The sequence below is a fragment of the Ancylobacter polymorphus genome, from assembly GCF_030813495.1.
Lineage (GTDB): Bacteria > Pseudomonadota > Alphaproteobacteria > Rhizobiales > Xanthobacteraceae > Ancylobacter > Ancylobacter polymorphus.
On the sequence record NZ_JAUSUI010000006.1, the window covers coordinates 225059 to 248887 of the forward strand.

Annotated in this window: 21 protein-coding genes; 12 read left to right on the forward strand and 9 right to left on the reverse strand. The window is 68.2% G+C overall.

Annotated elements, in window-relative coordinates; all coding sequences use genetic code 11:
• Positions 1-10: 10 nt before the first annotated feature.
• From J2S75_RS15370 to J2S75_RS15390, 5 genes are all read left to right on the forward strand, one after another.
• A complete protein-coding gene (locus J2S75_RS15370) occupies positions 11-994 on the forward strand; it encodes a metal ABC transporter substrate-binding protein (RefSeq protein ID WP_307020926.1) in 984 nt (327 codons plus the stop codon).
• Between the two features lie 135 nt (positions 995-1129).
• A complete protein-coding gene (locus J2S75_RS15375; protein WP_244375077.1) occupies positions 1130-2104 on the forward strand; it encodes a CobW family GTP-binding protein in 975 nt (324 codons plus the stop codon).
• A gap of 147 nt (positions 2105-2251) precedes the next feature.
• The gene (locus tag J2S75_RS15380; RefSeq protein ID WP_307020928.1) at positions 2252-3247 is read left to right on the forward strand and encodes a WD40 repeat domain-containing protein; all 996 of its coding nucleotides are present in this window, start codon (positions 2252-2254) and stop codon (positions 3245-3247) included.
• Between the two features lie 181 nt (positions 3248-3428).
• Positions 3429-6878: an autotransporter family protein gene (locus J2S75_RS15385; RefSeq protein ID WP_307020930.1), complete on the forward strand. Its 3450-nt coding sequence runs from the start codon at positions 3429-3431 to the stop codon at positions 6876-6878.
• 207 nt (positions 6879-7085) lie between these two features.
• Complete coding sequence (locus J2S75_RS15390) at positions 7086-7826, forward strand: acetoacetate decarboxylase (protein WP_307020932.1); 741 nt, start codon at positions 7086-7088, stop codon at positions 7824-7826.
• Positions 7827-7830: 4 nt separating this feature from the next.
• Here J2S75_RS15390 and J2S75_RS15395 read toward each other — a convergent pair whose 3' ends face one another.
• The 7 genes from J2S75_RS15395 to J2S75_RS15425 form a co-directional block, all read right to left on the reverse strand.
• Positions 7831-8790, reverse strand: coding sequence for a nickel/cobalt transporter (locus tag J2S75_RS15395; RefSeq protein ID WP_307020934.1), 960 nt, complete (start codon positions 8788-8790; stop codon positions 7831-7833).
• Complete coding sequence (locus J2S75_RS15400; protein ID WP_307020936.1) at positions 8787-9425, reverse strand: DUF1007 family protein; 639 nt, start codon at positions 9423-9425, stop codon at positions 8787-8789. Before J2S75_RS15400 ends, J2S75_RS15395 begins: the two co-directional genes overlap by 4 nt.
• A gap of 164 nt (positions 9426-9589) precedes the next feature.
• The gene (locus J2S75_RS15405) at positions 9590-10627 is read right to left on the reverse strand and encodes an aspartate-semialdehyde dehydrogenase (protein ID WP_307020938.1); all 1038 of its coding nucleotides are present in this window, start codon (positions 10625-10627) and stop codon (positions 9590-9592) included.
• A 127-nt stretch (positions 10628-10754) separates the two neighbouring features.
• Positions 10755-11048, reverse strand: coding sequence for a GIY-YIG nuclease family protein (locus J2S75_RS15410; RefSeq protein ID WP_307020940.1), 294 nt, complete (start codon positions 11046-11048; stop codon positions 10755-10757).
• Between the two features lie 245 nt (positions 11049-11293).
• Entirely contained in the window at positions 11294-11689 is a 396-nt protein-coding gene (locus J2S75_RS15415; protein WP_307020942.1) for a rhodanese-like domain-containing protein, read from the reverse strand.
• A gap of 4 nt (positions 11690-11693) precedes the next feature.
• A complete protein-coding gene (gene ispG / locus J2S75_RS15420; RefSeq protein ID WP_307020944.1) occupies positions 11694-13010 on the reverse strand; it encodes a flavodoxin-dependent (E)-4-hydroxy-3-methylbut-2-enyl-diphosphate synthase in 1317 nt (438 codons plus the stop codon).
• A 64-nt stretch (positions 13011-13074) separates the two neighbouring features.
• Positions 13075-13629: a Fur family transcriptional regulator gene (locus tag J2S75_RS15425; RefSeq protein WP_307020946.1), complete on the reverse strand. Its 555-nt coding sequence runs from the start codon at positions 13627-13629 to the stop codon at positions 13075-13077.
• A 194-nt stretch (positions 13630-13823) separates the two neighbouring features.
• Here J2S75_RS15425 and J2S75_RS15430 point away from each other — a divergent pair, with 194 nt between their 5' ends.
• From J2S75_RS15430 to J2S75_RS15445, 4 genes are all read left to right on the forward strand, one after another.
• Complete coding sequence (locus J2S75_RS15430; protein ID WP_307020948.1) at positions 13824-14282, forward strand: hypothetical protein; 459 nt, start codon at positions 13824-13826, stop codon at positions 14280-14282.
• Between the two features lie 110 nt (positions 14283-14392).
• On the forward strand, positions 14393-15175 hold the full coding sequence (locus tag J2S75_RS15435; RefSeq protein ID WP_307020950.1) for a 3-hydroxybutyrate dehydrogenase: 783 nt from the start codon (positions 14393-14395) through the stop codon (positions 15173-15175).
• A 42-nt stretch (positions 15176-15217) separates the two neighbouring features.
• On the forward strand, positions 15218-15979 hold the full coding sequence (locus J2S75_RS15440; protein ID WP_307020952.1) for an RluA family pseudouridine synthase: 762 nt from the start codon (positions 15218-15220) through the stop codon (positions 15977-15979).
• 177 nt (positions 15980-16156) lie between these two features.
• Entirely contained in the window at positions 16157-16576 is a 420-nt protein-coding gene (locus J2S75_RS15445) for a hypothetical protein (RefSeq protein ID WP_307020954.1), read from the forward strand.
• Between the two features lie 75 nt (positions 16577-16651).
• On the opposite strand, the gene J2S75_RS15450 is transcribed toward J2S75_RS15445, so the two are convergent.
• Positions 16652-17623, reverse strand: a complete 972-nt coding sequence (locus J2S75_RS15450; protein ID WP_307020956.1) for a glucokinase — start codon at positions 17621-17623, stop codon at positions 16652-16654.
• Positions 17624-17786: 163 nt separating this feature from the next.
• Here J2S75_RS15450 and rsmB point away from each other — a divergent pair, with 163 nt between their 5' ends.
• From rsmB to purH, 3 genes are all read left to right on the forward strand, one after another.
• On the forward strand, positions 17787-19139 hold the full coding sequence (rsmB, locus tag J2S75_RS15455; RefSeq protein ID WP_307020958.1) for a 16S rRNA (cytosine(967)-C(5))-methyltransferase RsmB: 1353 nt from the start codon (positions 17787-17789) through the stop codon (positions 19137-19139).
• Between the two features lie 123 nt (positions 19140-19262).
• Positions 19263-20981: a heparinase II/III family protein gene (locus tag J2S75_RS15460; RefSeq protein WP_307020960.1), complete on the forward strand. Its 1719-nt coding sequence runs from the start codon at positions 19263-19265 to the stop codon at positions 20979-20981.
• A gap of 258 nt (positions 20982-21239) precedes the next feature.
• Complete coding sequence (purH, locus tag J2S75_RS15465) at positions 21240-22841, forward strand: bifunctional phosphoribosylaminoimidazolecarboxamide formyltransferase/IMP cyclohydrolase (RefSeq protein WP_307020962.1); 1602 nt, start codon at positions 21240-21242, stop codon at positions 22839-22841.
• Positions 22842-22908: 67 nt separating this feature from the next.
• On the opposite strand, the gene J2S75_RS15470 is transcribed toward purH, so the two are convergent.
• A complete protein-coding gene (locus tag J2S75_RS15470; RefSeq protein WP_307020964.1) occupies positions 22909-23544 on the reverse strand; it encodes an OmpW/AlkL family protein in 636 nt (211 codons plus the stop codon).
• Positions 23545-23829: the final 285 nt, after the last annotated feature.

Sequence of the window (23829 nt, forward strand, 5' to 3'; positions counted from 1 at the left end):
GGAGCCCCCCATGCTCACCCGCCGCCTTGCTGTCGCCGGCGCGCTCGCGCTCGGCCTGTCGCTTCCCCTCGCGCTGCCCGCCGCCGCGCAGGAGGCCGCAAAGAAGATTCCCGTCGTCGCCTCCTTCTCCATCTTGGGCGACTTCGTTAAGGAAGTCGGTGGTGATCGTGTCTCGGTCACCACTCTCGTCGGCCCCAATGGCGATGCTCATGTGTTCCAGCCCGCGCCGGCCGACGCCAAGAAAGTCGCGAGCGCCCAGATCGTCTTCGTCAACGGCCTCGGCTTCGAGGGCTGGATCGACCGGCTGGTGAAGGCGTCCGGCACCAAGGCGGAGATCGTTGTCGCCACCAAGGGCATCACCCCGCGCGAAATGGCGGATGAGGATGAGGACGACCACGCCGCGCAGGGCCACAAGGATCACGACCACGACCACGCCAAGAAGGGCGAACATGACCACGACCATGGCGGCACCGACCCGCACGCCTGGCAGTCGGTGGCCAATGCGGAGATCTATGTCGCCAATATCCGCGACGCGCTGATCGCTGCCGATCCCGCCGGCAAAGCCGCGTATGAGGCCAATGCGAGCGCCTATACCGCCAAGCTGGAGGCGCTGGACGCGCAGGTGAAGGCGGCGATGGCGGCGATCCCGGAGAGCCGGCGCCGCATCATCACCTCGCATGATGCGTTCGGCTATTTCGGCGCCGCCTATGGCGTCGAGTTCATCGCGCCGCAGGGCGTGTCGACGGAATCGGAAGCCTCCGCCAAGGACGTTGCCCGCATCATCCGCCAGATCAAGGCCGAGAACATTCCGGCGGTGTTCATGGAGAACATCTCCGACCCGCGCCTCGTCAAGCGCATCGCCAAGGAGACCCAGGCGAAGATCGGCGGCGAGCTGTTTTCCGACGCGCTCTCCGATGACAAGGGCCCGGCGAGCACCTACATCGACATGATGAAAAACAACATCACCCAGCTCTCCTCGGCCCTGTCGAGCTGACGCGGGGCCCCCCGCATCCCGGCCGGCCGCTGGCCGGACCGGGATCGGCGGGAAATGTGAACGGAACACGCGATCCCGGTTCGCCGCAATGCGGCGTCCGGGATGACGCATTTGAGACGACCACTGGAGTTCACCATGCCCGAAGCGGCTTCGTCCAAAATCCCCGTCACCGTGCTGACCGGCTATCTCGGCGCCGGCAAGACCACGCTGCTCAACCGCATCCTCTCCGAGCCGCACGGCAAGAAATTCGCCGTCGTCGTCAACGAATTCGGCGAGATCGGCATCGACAACGACCTCGTGGTCGGCGCCGATGAGGAAGTGTTCGAGATGAACAACGGCTGCATCTGCTGCACCGTGCGCGGGGACCTGATCCGCATCATCGACGGCCTGCTGCGCCGCAAGAACGACTTTGACGGCATCATCATCGAGACCACTGGCCTCGCCGACCCGGCCCCGGTCGCCCAGACCTTCTTCGTCGACGAGACGGTGGGCGCCAAGACCGCGCTCGATGCGGTGGTGACGGTGGCCGACGCCAAATGGCTGAAGGACCGGTTGAAGGACGCGCCCGAGGCCAAGAGCCAGATCGCCTTCGCCGACGTGATCCTGCTCAACAAGACCGATCTGGTGACGGAGACCGAGCTGAAGGACGTGGAGATGCGCATCCGCGCCATCAACCCCTTCGCCCGCATCCACCATACGCAGCGTTCCGAGATCGCCATCGACAAGGTGCTGGGGCAGGGGGCGTTCGACCTCGACCGCATCACCGCCATCGATCCGGACTTTCTGGAAGGCGGCCACCGCCACTTCCATGACGAGGACATGCGCTCCTATTCCTTCGCCACCGACAAGCCGCTGGACCCGGACAAGTTCTTTCCGTGGATCCAGGAACTGACCCAGCGCGAGGGCGCCAATATCCTGCGCTCCAAGGGCATTCTCGCCTTCAAGGACGATGCGGACCGCTTCGTGTTCCAGGGCGTGCACATGATCCTCGACGGCGACCACCAGCGTCCCTGGCGCGCGGACGAGGCGAAGGTGAGCCGCATCGTCTTCATCGGCCGCCAGCTGGATGCGGCGGCGCTGGAAAAGGGTTTTCTCAGCTGCGTGGCGTAGAGCCGTCATCCCTCTCCCTCCTGCCGACGATTCCCGGACACGGCCTGACGGCCGTTCCGGGAGGAGAGGGAGGAGGGGGACTTCCGTCGTGACGCCGGCCGCGAATTGGGCTAACCCGACATTTCCCGCCAAGAAGCCGTCGAGCCCATGACCTCCCAATCCTCCACGCCCTCCTCGCTCACCTCGAAGCTCCGCCGGCTCGATCTCGGCGGCGCGGTCGTCGGCCTGCGCTTCCTCGGCGCCACCGCCGGTTTCGTGCTGGGCGAGGGCGAGATCGTGCTGGTGGACGCGGAAGAGACGCGCGTAGAGGCGCATAAGGGCGCGGTACTCTCGGTTGCCGGCGACGACAGGCGGCTCCTCACCGGCGGCGATGACGGGCGGGTGGTCGCGACGACCGCCGACGGCGCGATGCAGGCGCTGTTCGAGCAGAAGGGCCGCTGGATCGACCAGGTGGCGGCAGGCGCCGATGGGACCGTCGCCTTCTCGGCCGGCAAGACCGCGCATTTCCTGCCCGTGAAGGGCGAGCGCAAATCGCACGATTTCCCTTCCACCGTCGGCGGCCTCGCCTTCGCGCCGAAGGGCACGCGGCTGGCCGTCGCGCACTATGGCGGCGTCTCGCTCTGGTTCCCCAATGCCCAGGCCAAACCCGAATTTCTGGAATGGAAGGGCTCGCATCGCGGCGTTCTGTGGAGCCCGGACATGCGTTTCGTGGTGACGACCATGCAGGAAGCGGCACTGCATGGCTGGCGGCTCGCCGATGGCGGGCATATGCGGATGTCGGGCTATCCCTCGCGCGTCACCTCGATGGCCTTCACCGCCGGCGGCAAGTTCCTCGCCACCTCCGGTTCCAGCGAAGCGATCCTCTGGCCCTTCGCCAGCAAGGAAGGGCCGATGGGCAAGCAGCCTTCCATGCTGGCGCCGCGGGATGTGCGCGTCTCCAGCGTCGCCGCCCATCCCCGCGACGAGGTGGTCGCCTGCGGCTATGAGGACGGGCTGGTGCTGATGGTGCGCATCTCCGACGGCGCGGAAATCCTGCTGCGCGCCCCCGATGGCGCGCCGGTGACGGCGCTGGCCTGGCGCGGCGACGGCGGTGCGCTGGGCATCGGAACGGAAAGCGGCGCGGCCGGCCTCATCGCGTTCTGAGGTTATTTAATACCGTGATTTCTGGGGGTTAGCCGCCTTCTGCTGTGGCAAGTCGGCCACGGTGAGGCGAGGACGTCGCTCGCGCGCCAACAATCTGGGGTGTGTCACCGGCCTGTCACCGATCTGTCGTCCGCGCTCGCTAGCGGGGCAGCGGGAACAGAGGACCGGGGAGCCGACCACCATGAACCGTCACGTCACGTCGAACCGCTACGTCACGTCGACCAGCCGCCTTGCGCTGGTGGTGGCCGCCACCATCCTAGCCGCACCGCTGGTGCTCGGGGCGGCGGCCCGCGCCGACTCTTTCGTCGTGCCGACCGGCTCGACCGTGACCACGGCGCAGAGCGTCGCCGGCACCGACACAGGCCTGGTCGAGGAAGGCGGGCGGCTCGATGTCTCCGGCGTTGCCATCACCTGGAGCGCTCCGGCGACCGGCGTGGGTGTGACGCTGGACAATGACGGCACGATCACCAGCACCGGCCGGGCGATCGACAGCGCCTCCGACGTGACGGGCACGCTCACCTTCACCAATAGCGGCGCCATCACCTCCGGCGAGGACACGGTGCGGATCAACGGCGCCTTCGTCAATGGCGTGCTCGATATGGTCAACTCAGGCACGATGACTGCCAACGCCGGGCAGGTGCTGGACCTCACCAAGGCAGCGGCGGAAACCGCCACGGTGACGATCGAAAACACCGGCACCATGACCGCCGCGAAGAGCGATGCCGTGCGTTTCGGCGCGGGCACCATCGTCTTCACCAACTCCGGCACGATCCAGACGCTCGACACCAAAAGCCGCGCCCTGAAGTTCGACGATGAGACCGCGATCGACACGCTCGTGTCGTTCACCCTCGTCAACGAGGAAGGCGGCAAGATCATCGGCATGGATGATGGCTTCAAATTCACTGCCAAGTCCCAAACGTCCGACGCGAAGGTCACGGTCGAGAATCATGGCCTCATCGACGGCGGGGCCGGCCAGGCGCTCGATTTCGCCGACCTGACCTCCGCCGGCAATGTCATCGCCATCACCAATTACGGCGTGCTCAAATCCGCCACTGCCGACGGCATCCGCCCCGGCGCCGGCGCCACGGTGACGAATTACGGGCTGATCCAGTCGACCGCCCTGACCAGCGACGGCGACGGGATCGATTTCCAGAAGGCTGGCGGCACGGTCGTCAACAAGACGGGCGGCCAGATCATCGGCGCCAAGCACGGCATCACCGGCGACGGCGCCGTCACCGTCACCAATGAGGCCGGGGCGACCATTACCGGCAAGAACGGCTCGGGCATCAACATTGACAGCAGCGGTGCCACGCTGGTCACCGTCACCAATTACGGCACCATCCGCGGCGAGGTCACCGGGCTCATCGACGAAGAGGGCAAGGACAGCGTGCCGGACGGCGATGGCGACGGCGTCGATGTCGACGGCCAGGTGCTGCTGCACAATTACGGCGTGATCCAGGGCACCGGCGCCTCCGGCACCAAGGATGGCGAGCCGAACACGGCGGACGGCATCGCGGCCGGCGGCGGCATCATCTACAACCACAAGACCGGCATCATCGAAGCCTTCGACAACTATCCGAACGTGGATTCCGACGATGTCGGCCGCGCCATCCTCATCGACGACAGCGCGCAGGGGCCGGCGCCCTTCGCCACCCAGCTGTTCAATGAGGGCATCATCCGCTCCGATGGGCCGACCGTGACCTTCATCGGCACGCAGGACGACACCATCGTCAATAGCGGCCTCATCAGCAGTGGCGGCGAGGTCGCGGTCGACATGGGCGGCGGCAACGATCTGTTCGTCTATGTCGCCGGCAGCGAGGTCGTCGGGCTGGTTCTGGGCGGGGCGGGCGACAACACGTTCGAACTCTCCGGCGCGGGCACGTTCGACCTCTCCCTGCTTGGGGACGCGGCGCAGTATCGCGACTTCGGCACGCTGCTGGTGGGCGAACTCTCCAGCTTCACCGGCACCGGTATCTCGACTTTCGACGGTGAGGTGCAGATCGACGGCAGCTTCGTCCTGAATGGTTCGCTGGCGGCCGCCTCCGTGGCGGTCGAGGACGGTGCTCTGCTCGGCGGGAATGCCACCGTCGGCAACCTTGTCGTCGGCCTGGGCGGCACGGCCTCGCCGGGCAATTCCATCGGCACCGTTACTGTGCTGGGCACGACGACCTTCGAGACCGGCTCCTTCTATGAGGTGGAACTCAGCGGCCTCGCCTCGGACCGCATCGTCACCGATACGCTCACGCTCAATGGCGGCACGGTGGTGCTCTCGGCGATTGGCCCGGTCTATACCGGAACGCCCTACGAGATCATCTCGGCCTCGGCGACGACCACGCCGTCGAGCCAGTTTACGCTGGAGGATCCGGGGTTCTTGTTCGTCGACGCCGCACTCGGCCGCGACGACGCCTCGGTGACGCTCACCCTCACCCGCAACGACGTGTCACTCGCCAGCCTCGCGCGCACCGCCAACCAGGCCAGCGTCGCCGGCGCCCTCGACCGCGCCAATGGCAGCGCGCTGCAGGCCACCGTGCTGGCCGGCACGAGCGGCCAGGAAGAGGCGATCCGCGCCGGCTACGATCTGCTCTCCGGCGAGGTGCATGCCTCGGTCGGCACGACGCTGTATTTCCAGTCGACGCTGGTGGCCGACACGCTCGTCGGCCGTCTCCGGCAGGCTTCGGCGGCCGGGGCCTCGCCGGCCCTGGCGGCGCTCGCCACCGGCGGGCCGGTGACCGCCTATGCGGCGAAGGCGCCGGAGGCGGCGAGCCCGTTCCCGGTGAAGGCCCTGCCGCCTGAGCCGGCGGGTCCGGTCTACGCCGCCTGGGCGCAGGGCTTTGGCCAGTGGAATTCCGCCAACGGGACCGGCAATTCCGCCGATGTCGATTCCTCGCTCGGCGGCTTCCTCGCCGGCGGCGACGTCACCTCGGGCAATGTCACCTTCGGCCTCGCGGCCGGCTACGCTTCCGCCAGCCTCGATGTCGACGACCGGATGAGCAGCGCCGATGCCGATACGGTACTCCTCGCCGCCTATGCCGGGGCGAATTTCGACGCCTTCCGCCTGCGCGGCGGCGCCAGCTATGGCTGGAGCAGCATCGACACCACGCGCAGCGTCGCGATGCTGAGCCTGTTCGAGAACCCGCTCGGCTCCTATGACGGCTCGACCGCGAACATCTTCGTCGAGGCCGCCTATGCGGTGGAAGCCGGCGGTATCGCCTTCGAGCCGTTCGCGCAGATGGCGTGGAGCTGGATCGACACGGACAGCTTCACCGAGACCGGCGCCTTCACCAGCGGCCTCGCCTCCTCCGGGCTTTCCTATGACGTGCCGTACTCGACGCTGGGCCTTCGCCTCGCCACCACGCTGTCTCTGGGCGAGGGCACGATGACCCCGCATGCCAGCGTGGCCTGGCGCCACGCCTATGGCGACATCACCCCGGAGCTCGGCATGAGCTTCGCTTCCACCGGCACGGCCTTCACCGTGTCCGGCGCGCCGATCGCCGAGGACAGCTTCCTGTTCGGCGCCGGCATCGACTTTGCGGTGGGAGCAAACGTGCTTCTCAATGTCGGCTATGAGGGGCAGTTTGCCAGCGAGGTGAACACCAACGCGATCAAGGGCGGCTTCACCTACCGGTTCTGAGGCGCCGCGCGGCTGGGCTCTCCTGACGGTCCCGGCCGCCCCCTACCAGAAGACGGCAATTCGGCTAGAGCACGTTCCGATCTGATTGCATCGCAATCAGATCGGTAAAACGTTCTCTATCGATCATTGAGAGACTGATTCACCGATCAGGTCGATTCAACCTGATCGGATCAGGCTCTAGGCTGGGCCATCGCAGGAGTCTCCCGCATGAAGATCGACGACGTTCGCCGCACCGCCTATTCCATGCCGCTCACCAACCCGGCCTTTCCCAAGGGGCCGTACCGGTTCTTCAACCGCGAATTCTTCGTCATCACCTACCGCACCGATCCGGCGGCGCTGGAGAAGGTGGTGCCCGAGCCGCTCAAAGTGGTCGAGCCGATCGTCAAATATGAGTTCATCCGCATGCCGGATTCGACCGGCTTCGGCGACTACACCGAGACCGGGCAGGTGATCCCGGTCGAGCTGAACGGGGTGAAGGGCGGCTATGTCCACTCCATGTATCTCGACGACGAGGCCCCCATCGCCGGCGGGCGCGAGCTGTGGGGCTTTCCCAAGAAGCTGGCGAAGCCGAGCCTGAAGGTCGAGAGCGACACGCTGGTCGGCACGCTCAACTATGGCAGCGTGCTCGTCACTTCCGCGACCATGGGCTACAAATATACGGCGCTGGACAAGGCGGCGCTGCACGCCTCGCTTCTGGGCCCCAACTGGGTGCTGAAGATCATTCCCCATGTCGACGGCACGACGCGGGTGTGCGAACTGGTCGAGTATTATCTCGAAGACATCACGGTCTATGAGGCGTGGACCGGCCCGGCGGCGCTCGGCCTGTTTCCGCATGCGCTGGCGGATGTCGCCAAGCTGCCGGTGCTGGAAGTGATCTCGGCGGCGCATTTCCGCACCGACCTCACCCTCGGCCTCGGCAAGGTGGCGTTCGACTACCTGAAGGACTGAGGCCCTATCCGAGCGCCAGCCGCTCCGTCGCCATGAAGCCGAAAAACAGGGCGAGCCCGAAGGCGACCAGCATCAGGGCGGCGAGGAGTTCCACGCCGCGCAAGGCTACCGCCGCCGCCGACCCGGAACGGTTGGCGGCGAGCCGCACCGCCGCGTGCTTGGCGAACACCGCCAGCGCGGCGATGGCGCTGACCGTCAGTGCCGTACCCACCCCCATGAGCAGGGCCGAGGCGGCGCCGACCCAGAAAATGCCCTGCGCCAGCGCGAAGACCAGCACGAGAATAGCGCCCGAGCAGGGCCGCAGCCCGACCGACAGCACCGCCCCCCACCAGTCGCGCCAGCGATTGCTGCGAGGCAGATCGTCCGGGCTCGGCATATGGGCGTGGCCGTCGCCGCAGCCGCAATCAGGGCCATGGACATGGGCGGGCGTGCCGCGCCAGGCGGCCATGAGCGCTTGGCCCTTGATCCAGGCAAGGCGCAGGCCGAGGACGACGATGAGGCCATAGGCGGCGAGCTCGATGAAGCTCACCGCCCGGCTCATCGTCGCGGCGGTGGCGCCGAGGAGGGCGGCGAGCAGGCCGGCGACGGCGATGGCGGTGAACGCCTGCGCCAGCGCGCTGGCAAAGGCGAGGCCGACGCCGCGCTTCAGCGTCGCCTCGTTCGCGAGCAGATAGGAGGAGATCACCGCCTTGCCATGGCCGGGGCCGGCGGCGTGGAACACGCCATAGGCGAAGGAAATGCCGCCGAGCAGCAGCACTGCATGGCCATCCTGTTTGGACGCGCGCACGGCGGAGGTGAGGAGCCGGTAGAATTCCGCCTGCTTGGCGAGGATGAAGCCGGCGATGCCGCCGGCCTCTGGCGCCGCCGGCGCGCCGACACCGAACGGGCTCTGGGCAAAAGCGGGGTGCAGCGTCAGCGCGCAAGCGCCGAGAGTCAGCGCCAGCAGGGCGAGCCGGCGTCTCACGAGCACTTCACCGTCACGCGGTTGGCGAATTGCGAACCGAACTGGCTGGCCGAGGTGAGGGCGTTGAAGAAGCCTTCCGACAGCGTGGTCGAGCTTCCCGTCGCCGCCGGGTCGGGGCGGTGCAGGGTGAGGGCGCAACTGCCGGCGTCGCCGGCGAGCGTCACCGGGTCGTCATCGGCGAGCTGGAAGGCGACGAAATAGGTGGGGTCATAAACGTCGAGCGACATTTCCCCCTTCTTCGCAGGGGGATCGGCGAAGGGAAGGGTGAAGTGCAAGGTCAGCGCGGTGCCGTCATAGGTGAGAGAATAGTCCTTCGGCGGCAGGAACTTGATGTCCTGCTTGCCACGCTTGGCATAGGTGAAGAAATCGAACTCGTGCAGGGAGTCGATATTCACCTGCGCCAGTTCCTTCAGCGTCTTCTCGCTGGGCTTGCCATCGGGCGTGGTTTCCAGCCCTTGCAGCGCATAGGTCGAGAACGCCTCGTCGAACTTCCAGTGGTGGCGCACCCCGCTGAGCCGGCCATCGGGCGCGTAGTCGAGTTCCGACTGCACCTCGACCCAGACATGCGGGTGTGCAGTGGCGCCGCCAGTGAGTGCGGTGAGGACGACGAAGATCGCCAGAAGTCGCTGAATCACGTCGGGTCTCTCCGGAGCCGCTGGGCTGAGCGACTGGTGGCGGGGGAGTTCGGCGGAATGGTGACGCAGGGCGCAGCAAACGGCAACGGCCGCCCGCAGGCGGCCGTCTCATCGCTTCACAAGCCCGTGTGGGTGGCCCCAACGCCTGCCCGCCGCTCCGTGCGTCAGGCCGCCTTCTGCGCCTTCGGCTGGATCAGCTTGCGGTTGACCAGCACTTCGGCGATCTGCACCGCGTTCAGCGCCGCGCCCTTGCGCAGATTGTCCGACACGCACCAGAAGGAGAGGCCGTTCTCCACCGTCGCGTCCTCGCGGATGCGCGAGACATAGGTGGCGTCCTCGCCGGCCGCTTCATAGGGCGTGATGTAGCCACCGGGCTCGCGCTTGTCGACGACCAGCACACCCGGCGCGTTGCGCAGGATCTCGGTCGCTTCCTCGACGCTGATCGGATTCTCGAACTCGACGTTCACGGCTTCCGAATGGGAGATGAACACCGGCACGCGCACGGCGGTGCAGGTGAGCTTGATCTTCGGGTCGAGAATCTTCTTCGTCTCGGCCATCACCTTCCATTCTTCCTTCGTGTAGCCGTCTTCCATGAAGACGTCGATGTGAGGAATGACGTTGAAGGCGATGCGCTTGGGGAACTTCTTGGCTTCCACCGGGTCGGAGACGAACACGGCGCGGGTCTGGGCGAACAGTTCGTCCATGGCGTCCTTGCCGGCGCCGGAGACGGACTGATAGGTCGCCACGACGACGCGTTTGATCGTCGCCTTGTCGTGCAGCGGCTTGAGCGCCACGACGAGCTGGGCGGTCGAGCAGTTCGGGTTGGCGATGATGTTCTTCTTGGTGAAGCCGACGACGGCGTCGGCATTCACCTCCGGCACGATCAGCGGCACGTCGCTGTCGTAGCGCCAGGCGGAGGAATTATCGATCACCACGCAGCCCTGACGGCCGATCTTGGGCGACCATTCCTTGGACACCTCGCCGCCGGCCGACATCAGGCAGATGTCGGTGTCGGAAAAATCGTAGTTTTCCAGGGCTTTGCACTTAATGGTCTTGTCGCCGAAGGAAACCTCGGTGCCGACGGAGCGGCGAGAGGCGAGCGCAACCACCTCGTCGGCGGGAAAGCCCCGCTCGGAGAGAATGTCGAGCATTTCGCGGCCCACATTACCTGTGGCACCGACGATGGCGACCTTGTAGCCCATGTGCTGATCTCCTGAAGGCCCTGCCATTCACAGGCTCGGGCGAGCGCGGGCTTTTACGCGATAAGGCGAAGCGAGGCAACGGGTGCGAGCGCAGCGAGCCTCGAAGGATGGTCGCACAAGCGCGTCACTATTTGCGCAGAGACGGCCGCCGCGCGGCCCCTCGCACCGTCTCCCAGTCGCCACGGATGAGGGCTTCTTTCTTGAGCCGGCTCCACCCCTTGACCTGCCGTTCGGCGGCGATGGCATCGGTGATGCGCTCGAACGCTTCCGACCAGACCAGCCTTACCGGCCGCCGCCGAAACGTGTAGCCGGGATAGCTGCCACTCTGGTGTTCGGCAAGGCGCTTTTCCAATGCGCCGCTAGTCGAGCCGACATAGAGCGAACCGTCGGCGCAGCGAAGCATGTATACGACCGCACCCATCTTCTCTCCCGGATGACCATCCTTCGAGGCTCGCTGCGCTCGCACCTCAGGATGACGTTGTGCCGGGGGAAGGCAAGGGGCGTGGACGAGCCTCCTTCGAGGTCCGGCGATGCCGGGCACCTCCGGATGCCGGCGCGTTGGTGGATGACGACGTGATGAACTCCTTAAGGAACCACGTCATCCTGAGGTGCGAGCGCAGCGAGCCTCGAAGGATGGTCGTCCGGGCACATGTCGCCCACGCCACCTCACCCCTTCGCCGCCACGCTCTCCACCGGCGCGCCGGAAGCCTTCCACGCGGTGAAGCCGCCCGTGAGGTGGCAGAGCTTTTCCAGCCCCATCTCCTGCGCCGTTTTCGTCGCCAGTGCCGAGCGCCAGCCGAGCGAGCAGTAAAACACGAAGCGCTTGTCCTGCTGGAAGATGTCCTTGGCGTAAGGGCTTTCCGGGTCGATCCAGAATTCCAGCAGGCCGCGCGGGCAGGAGAAGGCGCCGGGGACGGCGCCCTCGCGTTCGCGCTCGCGCGGGTCGCGCAGATCGACGAACACCACGTCGTCGCGGCCGTGCAAGGCCGTGGCCTCCGCCACGTCGATCGCGGTGACGACGGCATTGGCCTCGGCGAGCAGCTGCTTGTAGCCCTTCTTCATCGTCTCACTCCGCCGCATCAATGCCGGCATCGACGCCCGGCGCCCGGCCGGTCCCGGTGACGCCGAACCGCCGCTCCACATAGTCCTCGACGATCTTCTTGAAATCCTCGCGCAGGGAAGGGCCGCGCAGCGTCATCGCCTTCTTGCCGTCGAGATAGACCGGGGCGGTGGGGAACTCGCCGGTGCCGGGCAGCGAGATGCCGATATCGGCATGCTTGCTCTCGCCCGGTCCGTTGACGATGCAGCCCATGACCGCGACGTTCAGCGTCTCGACGCCGGGATAGCGCTTCTTCCATTCCGGCATGGAGGTGCGAATGAAATCCTGCACCTCGAAGGCCAGCTCCTGGAAGGTGGTGGAGGTGGTGCGCCCGCAGCCGGGGCAGGCAGCGACCAGCGGCACGAAGGTGCGCAGCCCCATGGTCTGCAGCATTTCCTGCGCCACCGTCACCTCGCGGGTGCGGTCGCCGCCGGGCTCGGGGGTGAGCGAGACGCGGATCGTGTCGCCGATGCCCTGCTGGAGCAGCACGCCCATAGCGGTGGAGGAGGCGACGATTCCCTTGGAGCCCATGCCGGCCTCGGTGAGGCCGAGATGCAGCGCATAATCGGCGCGGCGGGCCAATTCGGCATAGACGGTGATGAGGTCCTGAACCGCCGAGACCTTGGCGGAGAGGATGATCTGATCGCGCGGCAGGCCGATCTCCTCCGCCAGCGCCGCCGAGAGCAGGGCCGAGCGCACCAGCGCCTCGCGGGTGACGGCGCGCGCTTCCGCCGGGCGGGGGAGCTTGGCATTCTCATCCATCAGCGCGGTGAGCAGATCGCCGTCGAGCGAGCCCCAATTGGCGCCGATGCGCACCGCCTTGCGGTAGCGGATCGCCTGCTCGACTATGGTGGTGAAGTGGCGGTCGCGCTTCTCGCCAAAGCCGACATTGCCGGGATTGATGCGGTATTTGTCGAGCGCCTCGGCACAGGCCGGGTACTTCGTCAGTAAGAGATGGCCGTTGTAATGGAAGTCGCCGACGATGGGGGTATCGAGCCCCATCTTCAGCAGACGCTCCTTGATCTCAGGCACCGCCATGGCCGCTTCCTCGCGGTCCACGGTGATGCGCACGATTTCCGAGCCGGCGCGGGCCAGCGCGGCGACCTGGCGGGCGGTGCCTTCGGCGTCCGCCGTGTCGGTATTGGTCATCGACTGCACGACAACGGGCGCGCCGCCGCCGACGGTGACGCCGCCGACCTTCACCGCGACGGTGCGGCGGCGGGAGGCGGGCCCGGCGGCTTCCAGCTCGGGGGCGACGACGGGGGCGGGGGAGAGGGCGTCCATGTTCATCGTCCGGGGACTAAAGCGCGCGGCGGGCGGCAGGGGGTAAGACGGGGCGGGCGGGGCGTCAACGGGCCGCCTCGGCGGGCACGGTGGCGGCGTCCGCTTGCGCCGTGGCGGCGCGGCACTTTGCGCAGGTGCCGGCGATCTCCACCACCGGCGTGCGCGGGGTGAAGCCCTCGGCGCGGGTGGCCCAGGCGAGATCGCGGCCAATGGCGTGGGAGGCGACTTCCGCTGTCACGCCGCAGCCCTCGCAGATCAGGAACACGATCACATCGTCGGGGCCGTGCTCGCGCCCGCAGACGAGATAGGCGTTGCGGCTTTCGATGCGGTGGGCAAGCCCCTCGCTCACCAGAAAGTCCAGCGCCCGGTAGACCGACATCGGTGGTGGCTTCTCGCCGGAGGCGCCGAGCCTTTCGACGATGTCATAGGCGCCGAGCGGGGTGTGGCTATCGGCCAGTTCCTCCAGCACACGGCGGCGCAGCGAGGTCAGCCGCGCGCCGCTTTTGGCGCAGCGCGCCTCGAAGCGGGCAATGGCCCCGGCGACGCAGGCCGCGTGGTCATGGTCGTGGCCATGGTGGTCATGCCCGTGCGGGCCGGCGGGGAGAGGTAAAACCGACATATGAATATTATAGACCCTCCGGCGTCACGGCGCCATGACGGCTCGAGTCACGCCCCGTTCACGCTGCCGTCACCCGGTTCCGGCGCAGGCGACGAAAGAGGCAGCGGCTGGCGGCGGGTTCGGCGCGCTTCGCCCTTGTGGGCGCCCGTGTGCCGGAGCAGGATACAGGTGCCGGTTCGTCAAGTGGGGGTTCCATGAAGGCTTTCAAGTTCATTCTCGTGGCGGCGCTCGCGCTGCCTCTGGCGGCGTGTTTCGAGGGGCCGTCCGGCCCTGCGGGTCCGAAGGGTGAGGCCGGTGCGGCCGGCGCCGCGGGTCCTGCCGGTCCTGCGGGCCCGGCCGGCGCGACGGGTCCCGCCGGGCCTGCCGGTCCCGCCGGCCCGGCCGGTCCCACCGGTCCGCAGGGGCCGGCCGGCACGCCCGGCGCGGCTGGCGCGCCCGGTTCCTCCGCGCTCACGGTACGCAGCGTGCCGTGCCCGGCGGCGGGCTGCACCAGCAGCTGCGAGACCGGCGAGGTCATCATCTCCGGCTACTGCGTCAACAAGGAGCGCGGCTTCCAGCACATCGCCTCCTTCGCCGATGATGGCGGCAAGACGGTCGTGGCCTGCGAACATCCGGTGAAGGAAGTTGTCGCGGTCTGCCTCAAGCAGCCGTGAGCCGCGTCTGAGCCTGTGTCGAGGCGGGGCGGTGATGGGAACGTCACCGCTCCGCCCTAGAATCCAGCGGGCGGCCGCAGCCGCCCGTCCCGTCGCATGAGGAATTGGCTATGTCCTTGAAGGGTAAGAACGCCGTCGTCACCGGCTCCACCAGTGGCATCGGCCTCGCCATCGCCCGCGCCTTCGCCGCCGAGGGGGTGAATGTCACGCTGAACGGCTTCGGCGACGCGGCCGAGATCGAGGCGCTGCGCGCCGGCATCGAAAGCGAATTCGGCGTCAAGGCGCTCTATTCCGATGCCGACCTCACCAAGGCGGCGGCCTGCGCCGGGCTGGTGGCCTATGCGCAAGAGAACCTCGGTTCGGTCGACATTCTCGTGAACAATGCCGGCATGCAGCATGTCGCGCCGGTGGAGGAATTCCCGGACGACAAGTGGGACCTCATTCTGGCGCTGAACCTTTCCGCCGCCTTCCACGCCATCAAGGCCGCCGTGCCGGGCATGAAGGCGCGCCAGTGGGGCCGAATCATAAATACCGCCTCCGCCCATGCGCTGGTGGCCTCGCCGTTCAAATCCGCCTATGTCGCCGCCAAGCACGGTATCGCCGGCCTGACCAAGACCGTGGCGCTGGAGACGGCGCCCTTCGGCATCACCGTCAACGCCATCTGCCCCGGCTATGTCTGGACGCCGCTGGTGGAAAAGCAGATCCCCGACACGATGAAGGCGCGCGGGATGACCGAGCAGCAGGTGAAGGACATGCTGCTGGCGGAGCAGCCGACCAAGCAGTTCGTCACCGTCGAGGAGGTGGCGGCGCTGGCGGTATTCCTCGCCGGCGACAATGCCCGCTCCATCACCGGCGCGCTGCAGCAGATGGATGGCGGCTGGGTGGCGAAGTAGCGCCCTCTCGACGGGCGGGCGGCTTTGTGGTGTGACGGCGCGATGAGCGACACCGTCACGTCCGCCCCGCCCGCCTTCGACATCGCCGCCCGCGTGCTCTACCGCGACGGCATGATGCTGGTCATCGACAAGCCGGCGGGCCTTGCCGTGCATAAGGGGCCGAAGGGCGGCGAGACGCTGGCCGACCATCTCGACGCGCTGCGCTTCGGCCTGCCCAATGCGCCGGAACTGGCGCACCGGCTCGACAAGGATACCTCTGGCTGCCTTGTGCTCGGCCGCCACCGCAAGGCGCTGGCCGACCTCGGCAAGGCGTTTGCCGACGGTACGGTGGGCAAGACCTATATGGCCGTGGTGCGCGGCGTGCCGGCGGAGACGCGCGGGCGCATCGAACTGCGCCTCGCCAAGCGCTCGCCGACGCGCGGCTGGTGGATGGCGGTGGACCCCAGGGGCCAGGAAGCCATCACCGAGTGGGAGGCCATTGCCGTGGGCGAGGGGCTGGCGGTGCTGGCGCTCTCCCCGCTCACCGGGCGCACCCACCAGCTGCGCGTGCATCTCGACGCCATCGGCCACCCGATTCTCGGCGATTCCATCTATGGCGGTGCCTCGCGCCTGCCGGGCGGGCCAATCCTGCACCTGCATTCCCGCCGGGCGGTGATCCCGCAGAAGAAGGGACGCGAGGCGGTGGATGTGCGGGCGCCTCTGCCCCCGCACATGCGGGCCACGCTGGAGCGTGCCGGTTTCGATCCCGCCGCGCTGGAAGCGCTGGCGGACGCTGCCGTCTTCACGCCACGGGCGGAGCGCTAGAACTTCCTGCAAAAGTGGGTAGCGGCGGCGTGGCCCGGGTCGATGGGGCGGCGCCACCGGGCAGGTGAGACCGCGTCACAATTGCCTATGCAATGCGGGCGCCCCCTTTGCGTCACCCGCGACATACGACAAGATCATACCGTCGCTGGTCGGCGGTCTGTTTGTCGGGAGATGCCTGTGCGTCGAAGTGTGCTTTTTGTTCTTGCTGCCATGTCTTTCACCGGTCCGGCGCTCGCGCAGGACGCGTGGCCGGATCTCGTCGGCAAATGGGTGGGGAAGAGCCGGGCGATCATTATGAGCCCGGCGGGTCACTATGGCAGCGCCGGCAGCGGCAGCGAGCCACGGTTCGTCTCCGCCGATCTGGTGATCGAGATCACCAAGCAGGACCAGGGCCGTTACATCGGCACCATCGTCTCTGCGGGCCACAGGGAAGAAAAATTCATGATTCTGTCCGAAGACCGGAAAACACTCCGCTCGGCGGACAGCGACGGAAACTCCGTCGGCCACATCATCGATTCGAACAGCTTTGAATTGTGCTATGCGCAGATGGCGCCGACGGTGGCCTCTTGCGCTCTCTTCAGGCGTGAAAAACAATAAATCTGCCGGAGCTGTCACGCGCGCGAACGTTTCCCGATCTGATGGCATCGCCATCAGATCGGAGCGTGCTCTCGTCTAGACCACCCGCAAACCGGGCTTGAGGGTGCGCGCCACCCGGCCGCCGAACTGGCCGCAGCCGATCAGCCCCGGCGTCGGATGGGTGATGACATGCACCGGCATCTCGGCGAGCCGGCCCTCGAAGGGCGGGTGCTCCTCGAAGGCGGCGCGGAAGTCCGATTGCGCGAACAGCGAGGCGAGGCCGACCGAGACGCCGCCGGCGAGAAATACGCCGCCGCGCGCATTGGTGATCAGCGCGAGATCGCCGGCGATGCGGCCGAACAGTCGCAGGAAAACCTGGCAGCTGTGCCTTGCCGCGTCCTCGTCGCGCTTCGCTGCCGCAATCACCTCTTCCGGCGACAGGGCATTGCCGGAGAGGATGCGGTGGATGCGGGCGAGGCCGGAGCCGGAGAGCGCGTGCTCCACCACGACAGGGCCGAGCTCGCGCACCATATGGCCGAGCAGCAGCGCCTCCTCCGAATCGGCGGCGCCGAGCCGCACGCGTCCGCCCTCGCCGGTGAGCACCATGCGGTTGCGGCCGGTCTTGACGAGCATGGCGGTGCCGAAGCCGGTGCCGGGCCCGCACACCAGAATGGGCGCATCGCGCTCGGCATGGCCGCCGCCGACCGCGACCAGATCGTCGGCGGTGAGCGCCGGCACGCCCAGCGCCAGCGCTTCGAAATCGTTCAGCACGTTGAACTTCTGCCAGCCGAAATAGCGCCGCATCTCGCGCTTGGAGAAGGCCCAGTCGCGGTTGGTAAGGCGGATCTCCTCCTCATCCGCCGGTCCCGCCACCGCCAGCACCGCACCGCCGACCGAGGCCCGCGCCTCCGCGCCGCGCTGGGCGAGATCGGCCTCGATCATCCGCTCGAAGCCGGCAAAATCGTCATTGCGGTGAATCTGGATGTCGCGCGGCACGCCGTCCGGGCCGACAAGGGCGAGGCGGGAGGAGGTTCCGCCGATATCGGCGATGAGGATCTTGCTGGGCATGTTCCATTCGCTGCAGGACGAGGCCGGGGGAGGGCGGCACGGCAAGGATTAGGGCCCATTCGGACCCGGTTCGACAACCCCCATGCCGGCATTTGGATGCACCGCTTGCGGGAAGTTGCGGATAAGGTTGCCTTCCCCTCCGGCTCGGCCTAGTCCCATCGCGATGAAAGACACGCGCTCGTCTCCCCGCCGCCCGGCTTCGGGCTCTCCCGCCGCTTCCCCGCCCGCGTCCGAGGCGCCGGGCCTTGCCGCGCGCCGCGCTGCCGCCGAGGCGGTGCTCGCGGTGCTGGAGACCGGCCATCCGCTCGAAGAGACGCTGGAGCGGCTCACCCGCGGGCTGGAAGACCGCGACCGGGCGCTGGCGCGCATGATCGCGGCGACGACGCTGCGGCGGCTGGGAAGCCTGCGGGCGCTGCTGAAGACGCTGCTGGAACGCGGCATTCCCGACAAGGCGCGGCGGGTGGAGGTGCTGATCCTCACCGGCGCGGCGCAGATCCTGTTCATGGACGTGCCCGACCATGCGGCGGTGGGCACCACGGTGACACTGGTGGGCGAGCAGGCGGCGACCGCCGGCTTCAAGGGGCTCGCCAATGCTGTGCTGCGGCGCATCGCCCGCGAGGGTGGGGCGGTTCTGCCCGACGCCGCCGACCAGCCGGAATGGCTGGTGGAAGGCTGGACGGCGGCCTATGGCCCGGCGCGGGGCGAGGCGATCTCCCGCGCGCTGGCACAGGAAGCGCCGCTCGACCTCACCGCGCGGGAGAACCCGGCGGCGCTGGCGGAAAAACTCGGCGGACGGCTGCTGCCCACGGGCTCGATCCGTCTTGTCGAGGCCGGCAATGTCACCGCGCTTCCCGGCTTCGCGGAGGGCGAGTGGTGGGTGCAGGACGCGGCGGCGGCGCTGCCGGCGCGGCTGCTGCGTCCGGCGGCGGGCATGACGATCGCCGATCTGTGCGCCGCGCCCGGCGGCAAGACCGCGCAACTCGCCGCCGCCGGCGCGCGGGTGGTGGCGGTGGACCGTTCCGGCCCGCGCCTGCGCCGGCTCAAGGCCAATCTGGCGCGGCTGAACCTCTCCGCCGAGATCGTCGAGGCCGACGCCACCCGCCTCAATGCCGGGCCGTTCGACGGTGTGCTGATCGACGCTCCCTGTTCGGCCACCGGCACCATACGCCGCCACCCCGAGGTCGCCTGGACCAAGGCGCCGGGCGACATTGCCAGCCTCGCCGACCTGCAGACGCGCCTGCTCTCCCACGCCGCCGACATGGTGAAGCCGGGCGGGGTACTGGTCTATTCGACCTGCTCGCTGGAGCCGGAGGAAGGCGAGCGGCAGGTCGCGGCCTTCCTTGAGCGCCGGCCCGATTTCGTCCGCGATCCGGTGACGCCGGGCGAGGGCGGCATCCCCGCGGAATGGATCAATGCCGAGGGCGAGGTGCGCACCCTGCCCACCCATCTGCCGGACGAGGATCCGCGCTTTGCCGGCCTCGACGGCTTCTTCGCCGCGCGGCTGCGCCGGGGGTGAGCTTTTCCACCTGCGCCGCCTCCCGCCCTGCTCCCCGGTTGGAGGCCGGGACTCGCTCCGCTACAGTCGCGTCCATGGCAGAGCTGGTGATTCCCGGCGTCTTCGAGAGGGGCTGAGGCGCTGATGGCCCGCGACATCAACGCGAAGCGCGCCCGCCTGGCGCTGTTCGCGATCGAGACCGGCTGGAACAGGCTGGTGGCGCGCACGCTGGTGCATCCCTGGTTCCCCTGGCGGGCGACGGCCGTGCCGGTGCCCTCGCGCCTGCTGTTCGCCCCGCATGAACTGCGCACCGGCGACCCCGCCCGCGCCGCCGAATTCTATGCCGGGCGCTACAGCTTCGTCGGCAAGCTGGTGCTGACCGACGGCGCGTCGCCCTTCGAGATGGAGCCGCCCTCGCCGGAATGGGCCCGCGAGCTCTATTCCTTCGGCTGGCTGCGGCATTTGCAGGCGGCGGCCTCGCCGGTCGCCCGCGCCCATGCCCGCGCGCTGGTGGGCGACTGGATCGCGATGCGCGGCCACCGCCTGCCGCTCGCCTCCGCCCCCGATGTGGCGGCGCGGCGGGTGACCAGCTGGCTCACCCAGGCGCCCTTGATCCTGCAGGATGCCGATCCGAGCTTCCACCGCCGCTTCATCCGCAGCCTCACCGCGCAGGTGCGCTACATCAAGAGCGTGGGGCCGAGCGCGCCGGACGGGCGGGCACGGCTTTCCTGCGCCTTCGCGCTGGCGCTGGCCAGCCTGTGCATGGCCGACCAGACGAGGCTGATGCGCGCGGCGCAGAAGCGGCTGGTGGAGGAGCTCGACCGGCAGGTGCTGGGCGATGGCGGCCATGTCAGCCGCAATCCCGGCCTGCTGATCGAGGTGCTGCTCGACCTGCTGCCGCTGCGCCAGAGCTATGAGGCGCGGCATGTGCCGCCGCCGCCGGCGCTGCTCAATGCGCTCGACCGGATGATGCCGATGCTGCGCTTCTTCCGCCATGTCGACGGCGCTTTCGCGCTGTTCAACGGCATGGGGCCGACGCCGGCGGATGTGCTCGCCACCGTGCTCGCCTATGACGATGCACGCGGGCGGCCGGTGGCGAACGCGCCCTATTCCGGCTACCAGCGCATGGAAGCCGGCGCCACCGTGGTCATCGCCGACACCGGCGCCCCGCCGCCGCTGCCGGTGAGCCTGGAGGCGCATGCGGGCTGCCTGTCGTTCGAACTTTCCGCCGGGCGGCACCGCATCGTGGTCAATTGCGGCCTGCCGGCCGCCGGGCGCGACGAATGGCGCGCGGTGGCGCGGCAGACGGCGGCGCATTCCACCGTGGTGGTGGAGGATGCCTCTTCCTGCCGCTTCCTTGCCGCCGGCCCGCTGACGCGCCTGTGCGGCGCGCCGGTGTTGAGCGGGCCCAGCGACCTGCATGTCGACCGTAGCGAGCGGGGCGGGGCGGATGTGCTGCGTGCCAGCCATGACGGCTATGCCGGCCGCTTCGGCGTGGTGCATCAGCGCTCCTGGCGGCTGTCGGCCGATGGGATGCGGCTCGACGGCGAGGATTTGTTCCGGGTGGCGCAGGGCGAGGAATTCTCCGCCGACCAGCCGGCCCGTTATGCCGTGCGTTTCCACCTGCATCCGGCGGTCGAGCCTTCGCGCACCTCGGACGGGCAGACGGTGATCCTGCGCCTGCCGGATGGCGATGACTGGGCCTTCACCGCGCCGGGCAGCAGCGTGGCGATCGAGGAGAGCATCTTCCTCGGCAGCGGCGCCGGCCCGCGCCGCACGGCGCAGCTGGTCATGACAGGCACGGCGCGGCAGACGCCGCGGGTGGAATGGACCTTCGTCCAGCTCAAGGCGCTGCGGGGCTGATCCCTCGCCTCGTCCCAATTCGTCATCCCGGCCGAGCGCAGCGAGAGCCGGGATCGTTTCCCGATCGTCGCGCGATCCCGGATACGGCCTGCGGCCGTTCGGGATGACGCCGCGCCGTTTTCGCGCGCCGTCATCCTGAGGTGCGAGCGCAGCGAGCCTCGAAGGATGCATACCTGTCCGCGAGGCCCGAAGGTTCACCCGGAAGGCCAGACGTGGTAGGGGCGGCGGCTTCCTCGTTCAAACGCACTGGCCGCTCCCATGTCCGCTGATATCCGCCCCATCGCCCGCGCTCTGCTTTCGGTTTCCGACAAGACCGGCCTCGTGCCCTTCGCGCAGGCGCTGGCCGCCAAGGGCGTCGCGCTGGTGTCCACCGGCGGCACGCGCAAGGCCCTGGCCGAAGCGGGGCTGGAGGTGAGCGACGTGTCGGACCTCACCGGCTTTCCTGAAATGATGGACGGGCGGGTGAAGACGCTGCACCCGGGCGTGCATGGCGGTATTCTCGCCATTCGCGACGATGCCGGCCACCGTGCCTCCATGGACGAACACGGCATCCTGCCGATCGACCTCGTGGTGGTGAATCTCTACCCGTTCGAGGCCACGGTGGCGCGCGGCGCCGGCTATGACGACTGCGTCGAGAACATCGACATCGGCGGCCCGGCGATGATCCGCGCCGCCGCCAAGAACCATGCGGATGTGGCCGTGGTGGTCGATCCCGCGAGCTACGCCACCGTGCTGGCCGACCTCGAGGCGAAGGGGGGCACGAGCCTCGCCACCCGCCGCAAGCTGGCGCAGCTCGCTTATGCCCGCACCGCCACCTATGACGGCGCCATTGCCGCCTGGTTCGCCGAGGTGGAGGCGAAGGAGAACGCGGAAGCGGTGGCGGAAAGCCGGGTGTTCGGCGGGCGCCTTGCGGAGGCGCTGCGCTATGGCGAGAACCCGCACCAGAGCGCGGCCTTCTATGTCGGCGGCCCGGCGCGGCCGGGCGTGGCCACCGCCCGCCAGCTGCAGGGCAAGGCCCTGTCCTACAACAACCTCAACGATACCGACGCGGCTTTCGAGGCGGTGGCGGAGTTCGACCCCGCCCGCGCCCCGGCGGTGGTGATCGTCAAGCACGCCAATCCCTGCGGCGTCGCCGAGGGCGAGACGCTGGTCGAGGCCTATCGCAAGGCGCTGGCCTGCGACCCCACCTCGGCCTTTGGCGGCATCGTGGCGCTGAACCGCACGCTGGACGCCGAGGCCGCCCGCGCCATCGTCGACATCTTCACCGAGGTGATCGTCGCCCCCGACGCGACAGAGGAGGCCGCCGCCATTGTCGGCGCCAAGAAGAATCTGCGCCTGCTGGTGACCGGCGGCCTGCCGGACCCGCGCGGCGGCGGGCTGGCGGTGAAGTCGCTCGCCGGCGGCTATCTCGTGCAGTCGCGCGACAATGCCGTAGTGGACGACATGGCGCTCAAGGTGGTGACCAAGCGCGCGCCGACGGCGAAGGAACTGGCGGACCTCGCCTTCGCCTTCCGGGTGGTGAAGCATGTGAAGTCCAACGCCATCGTCTATGCCCGGGACCTCGCCACCGTCGGCATCGGCGCCGGGCAGATGAGCCGGGTCGATTCGGCCCGCATCGCCGCCCACAAGGCGCGCGACGCCGCCGAGGCGGCAGGGAATGCCGAGCCGCTGACGCGCGGCAGCGTGGTGGCGTCCGATGCCTTCTTCCCCTTCGCCGACGGGCTGGTTACCGCCATCGAGGCCGGGGCCACCGCCGTGATCCAGCCGGGCGGCTCGATCCGTGACGCGGATGTGATCGCGGCAGCGGACGCGGCGGGCATCGCCATGGTGTTCACCGGTATCCGCCATTTCCGCCATTGAGCGGGACGGACACGCCAACGAAAAAGGGCCGGCGCGAGCCGGCCCTTTGCGTGTGAGGCTCTTGGCCTCAGAAGCGGTAGGTGACGCCGAGGCCGACGATCCACGGGTCGAGATCGGCCTTGCCGGTCAGCGCCTGGCCGGCGACGACCACGTCGAAATCGGGCTTGAGGAAGAGCTTCTTCACGTCGACGTTGAGGCCCCAATGCTCGTCGAACATGTAGTCGAAGCCGACCTGCAGCGCCCAGCCGAACGTGTCCTTCACGTCGATCGAATCGGCCGAATAGGCCTTCTGGTCGAAGAAGAAGGTGTAGTTGATGCCCGCGCCGACATAGGGCTTGAAGGCGCCGAAATCGGTGAAGTGATATTGCAGCGTCAAGGTCGGCGGCAGCAGCCAGACTTCGCCGATCTTGTTCAGGCTGGCGATCGTGCCGGTGCCGTTGATATCGTGCGGGGTGACGCCGAGGATCAGTTCGGCGGCCCAGTTCTTGGTGAAGTAGTAGGTGATGTCGAGTTCCGGCACCACCGAATCCGAGATGTCGAGCCCGGAGCCGGGGACGCCGTGCACCGAACCATTATCTTCGGGGAAGACGCCGAGCAGGCGCAGGCGAATCTGCCACGGGCTCTGTTCCACCACCGGCGCGGGCGCCTTGTAGGCCAGCGGCGCGGCCTTGGTGATGTCGGCGGCCAGCGCCGGGCCCCCCATCAGAGCCGCGCCCGCGAGCGCAAGGACCGCCGGCGCGGCGGTGCGAGCAAAAAATGACCGGATGGACGACATGCCCCAAAACCCCTTTATTCCCTTAAGCCCCGTGCAAGGGCGCGGGCCTATTGGTGAGGGCGCGGGCGAGTCGTGCGCTTGATCGAGATCAATCGGGCGATAGTCTTGTCTTTCTGTGACCAACGGGCAACAGCGGCCGAGAGAGGGCTCACCCGCATTTCAGTGGGCGGAATAGACGTATAATAGAACAATCGGCTACAGCCGGCGGGCGGG

Coding starts and splice junctions, on each gene's coding strand:
- purH (WP_307020962.1), top strand. CDS start 21,240: ATGTCCGCTGATATCCGCCCCATCGCCCGCGCTCTGCTTTCGGTTTCC.
- J2S75_RS15450 (WP_307020956.1), bottom strand. CDS start 17,623: ATGCCCAGCAAGATCCTCATCGCCGATATCGGCGGAACCTCCTCCCGC.
- J2S75_RS15415 (WP_307020942.1), bottom strand. CDS start 11,689: ATGAAGAAGGGCTACAAGCAGCTGCTCGCCGAGGCCAATGCCGTCGTC.
- J2S75_RS15460 (WP_307020960.1), top strand. CDS start 19,263: ATGGCCCGCGACATCAACGCGAAGCGCGCCCGCCTGGCGCTGTTCGCG.
- J2S75_RS15410 (WP_307020940.1), bottom strand. CDS start 11,048: ATGGGTGCGGTCGTATACATGCTTCGCTGCGCCGACGGTTCGCTCTAT.
- J2S75_RS15380 (WP_307020928.1), top strand. CDS start 2,252: ATGACCTCCCAATCCTCCACGCCCTCCTCGCTCACCTCGAAGCTCCGC.
- ispG (WP_307020944.1), bottom strand. CDS start 13,010: ATGGACGCCCTCTCCCCCGCCCCCGTCGTCGCCCCCGAGCTGGAAGCC.
- J2S75_RS15385 (WP_307020930.1), top strand. CDS start 3,429: ATGAACCGTCACGTCACGTCGAACCGCTACGTCACGTCGACCAGCCGC.
- J2S75_RS15430 (WP_307020948.1), top strand. CDS start 13,824: ATGAAGGCTTTCAAGTTCATTCTCGTGGCGGCGCTCGCGCTGCCTCTG.
- J2S75_RS15470 (WP_307020964.1), bottom strand. CDS start 23,544: ATGGGGGGCCCGGCGCTGGCCGCCGACATCACCAAGGCCGCGCCGCTG.
- J2S75_RS15405 (WP_307020938.1), bottom strand. CDS start 10,627: ATGGGCTACAAGGTCGCCATCGTCGGTGCCACAGGTAATGTGGGCCGC.
- rsmB (WP_307020958.1), top strand. CDS start 17,787: ATGAAAGACACGCGCTCGTCTCCCCGCCGCCCGGCTTCGGGCTCTCCC.
- J2S75_RS15440 (WP_307020952.1), top strand. CDS start 15,218: ATGAGCGACACCGTCACGTCCGCCCCGCCCGCCTTCGACATCGCCGCC.
- J2S75_RS15425 (WP_307020946.1), bottom strand. CDS start 13,629: ATGTCGGTTTTACCTCTCCCCGCCGGCCCGCACGGGCATGACCACCAT.
- J2S75_RS15370 (WP_307020926.1), top strand. CDS start 11: ATGCTCACCCGCCGCCTTGCTGTCGCCGGCGCGCTCGCGCTCGGCCTG.
- J2S75_RS15435 (WP_307020950.1), top strand. CDS start 14,393: ATGTCCTTGAAGGGTAAGAACGCCGTCGTCACCGGCTCCACCAGTGGC.
- J2S75_RS15390 (WP_307020932.1), top strand. CDS start 7,086: ATGAAGATCGACGACGTTCGCCGCACCGCCTATTCCATGCCGCTCACC.
- J2S75_RS15375 (WP_244375077.1), top strand. CDS start 1,130: ATGCCCGAAGCGGCTTCGTCCAAAATCCCCGTCACCGTGCTGACCGGC.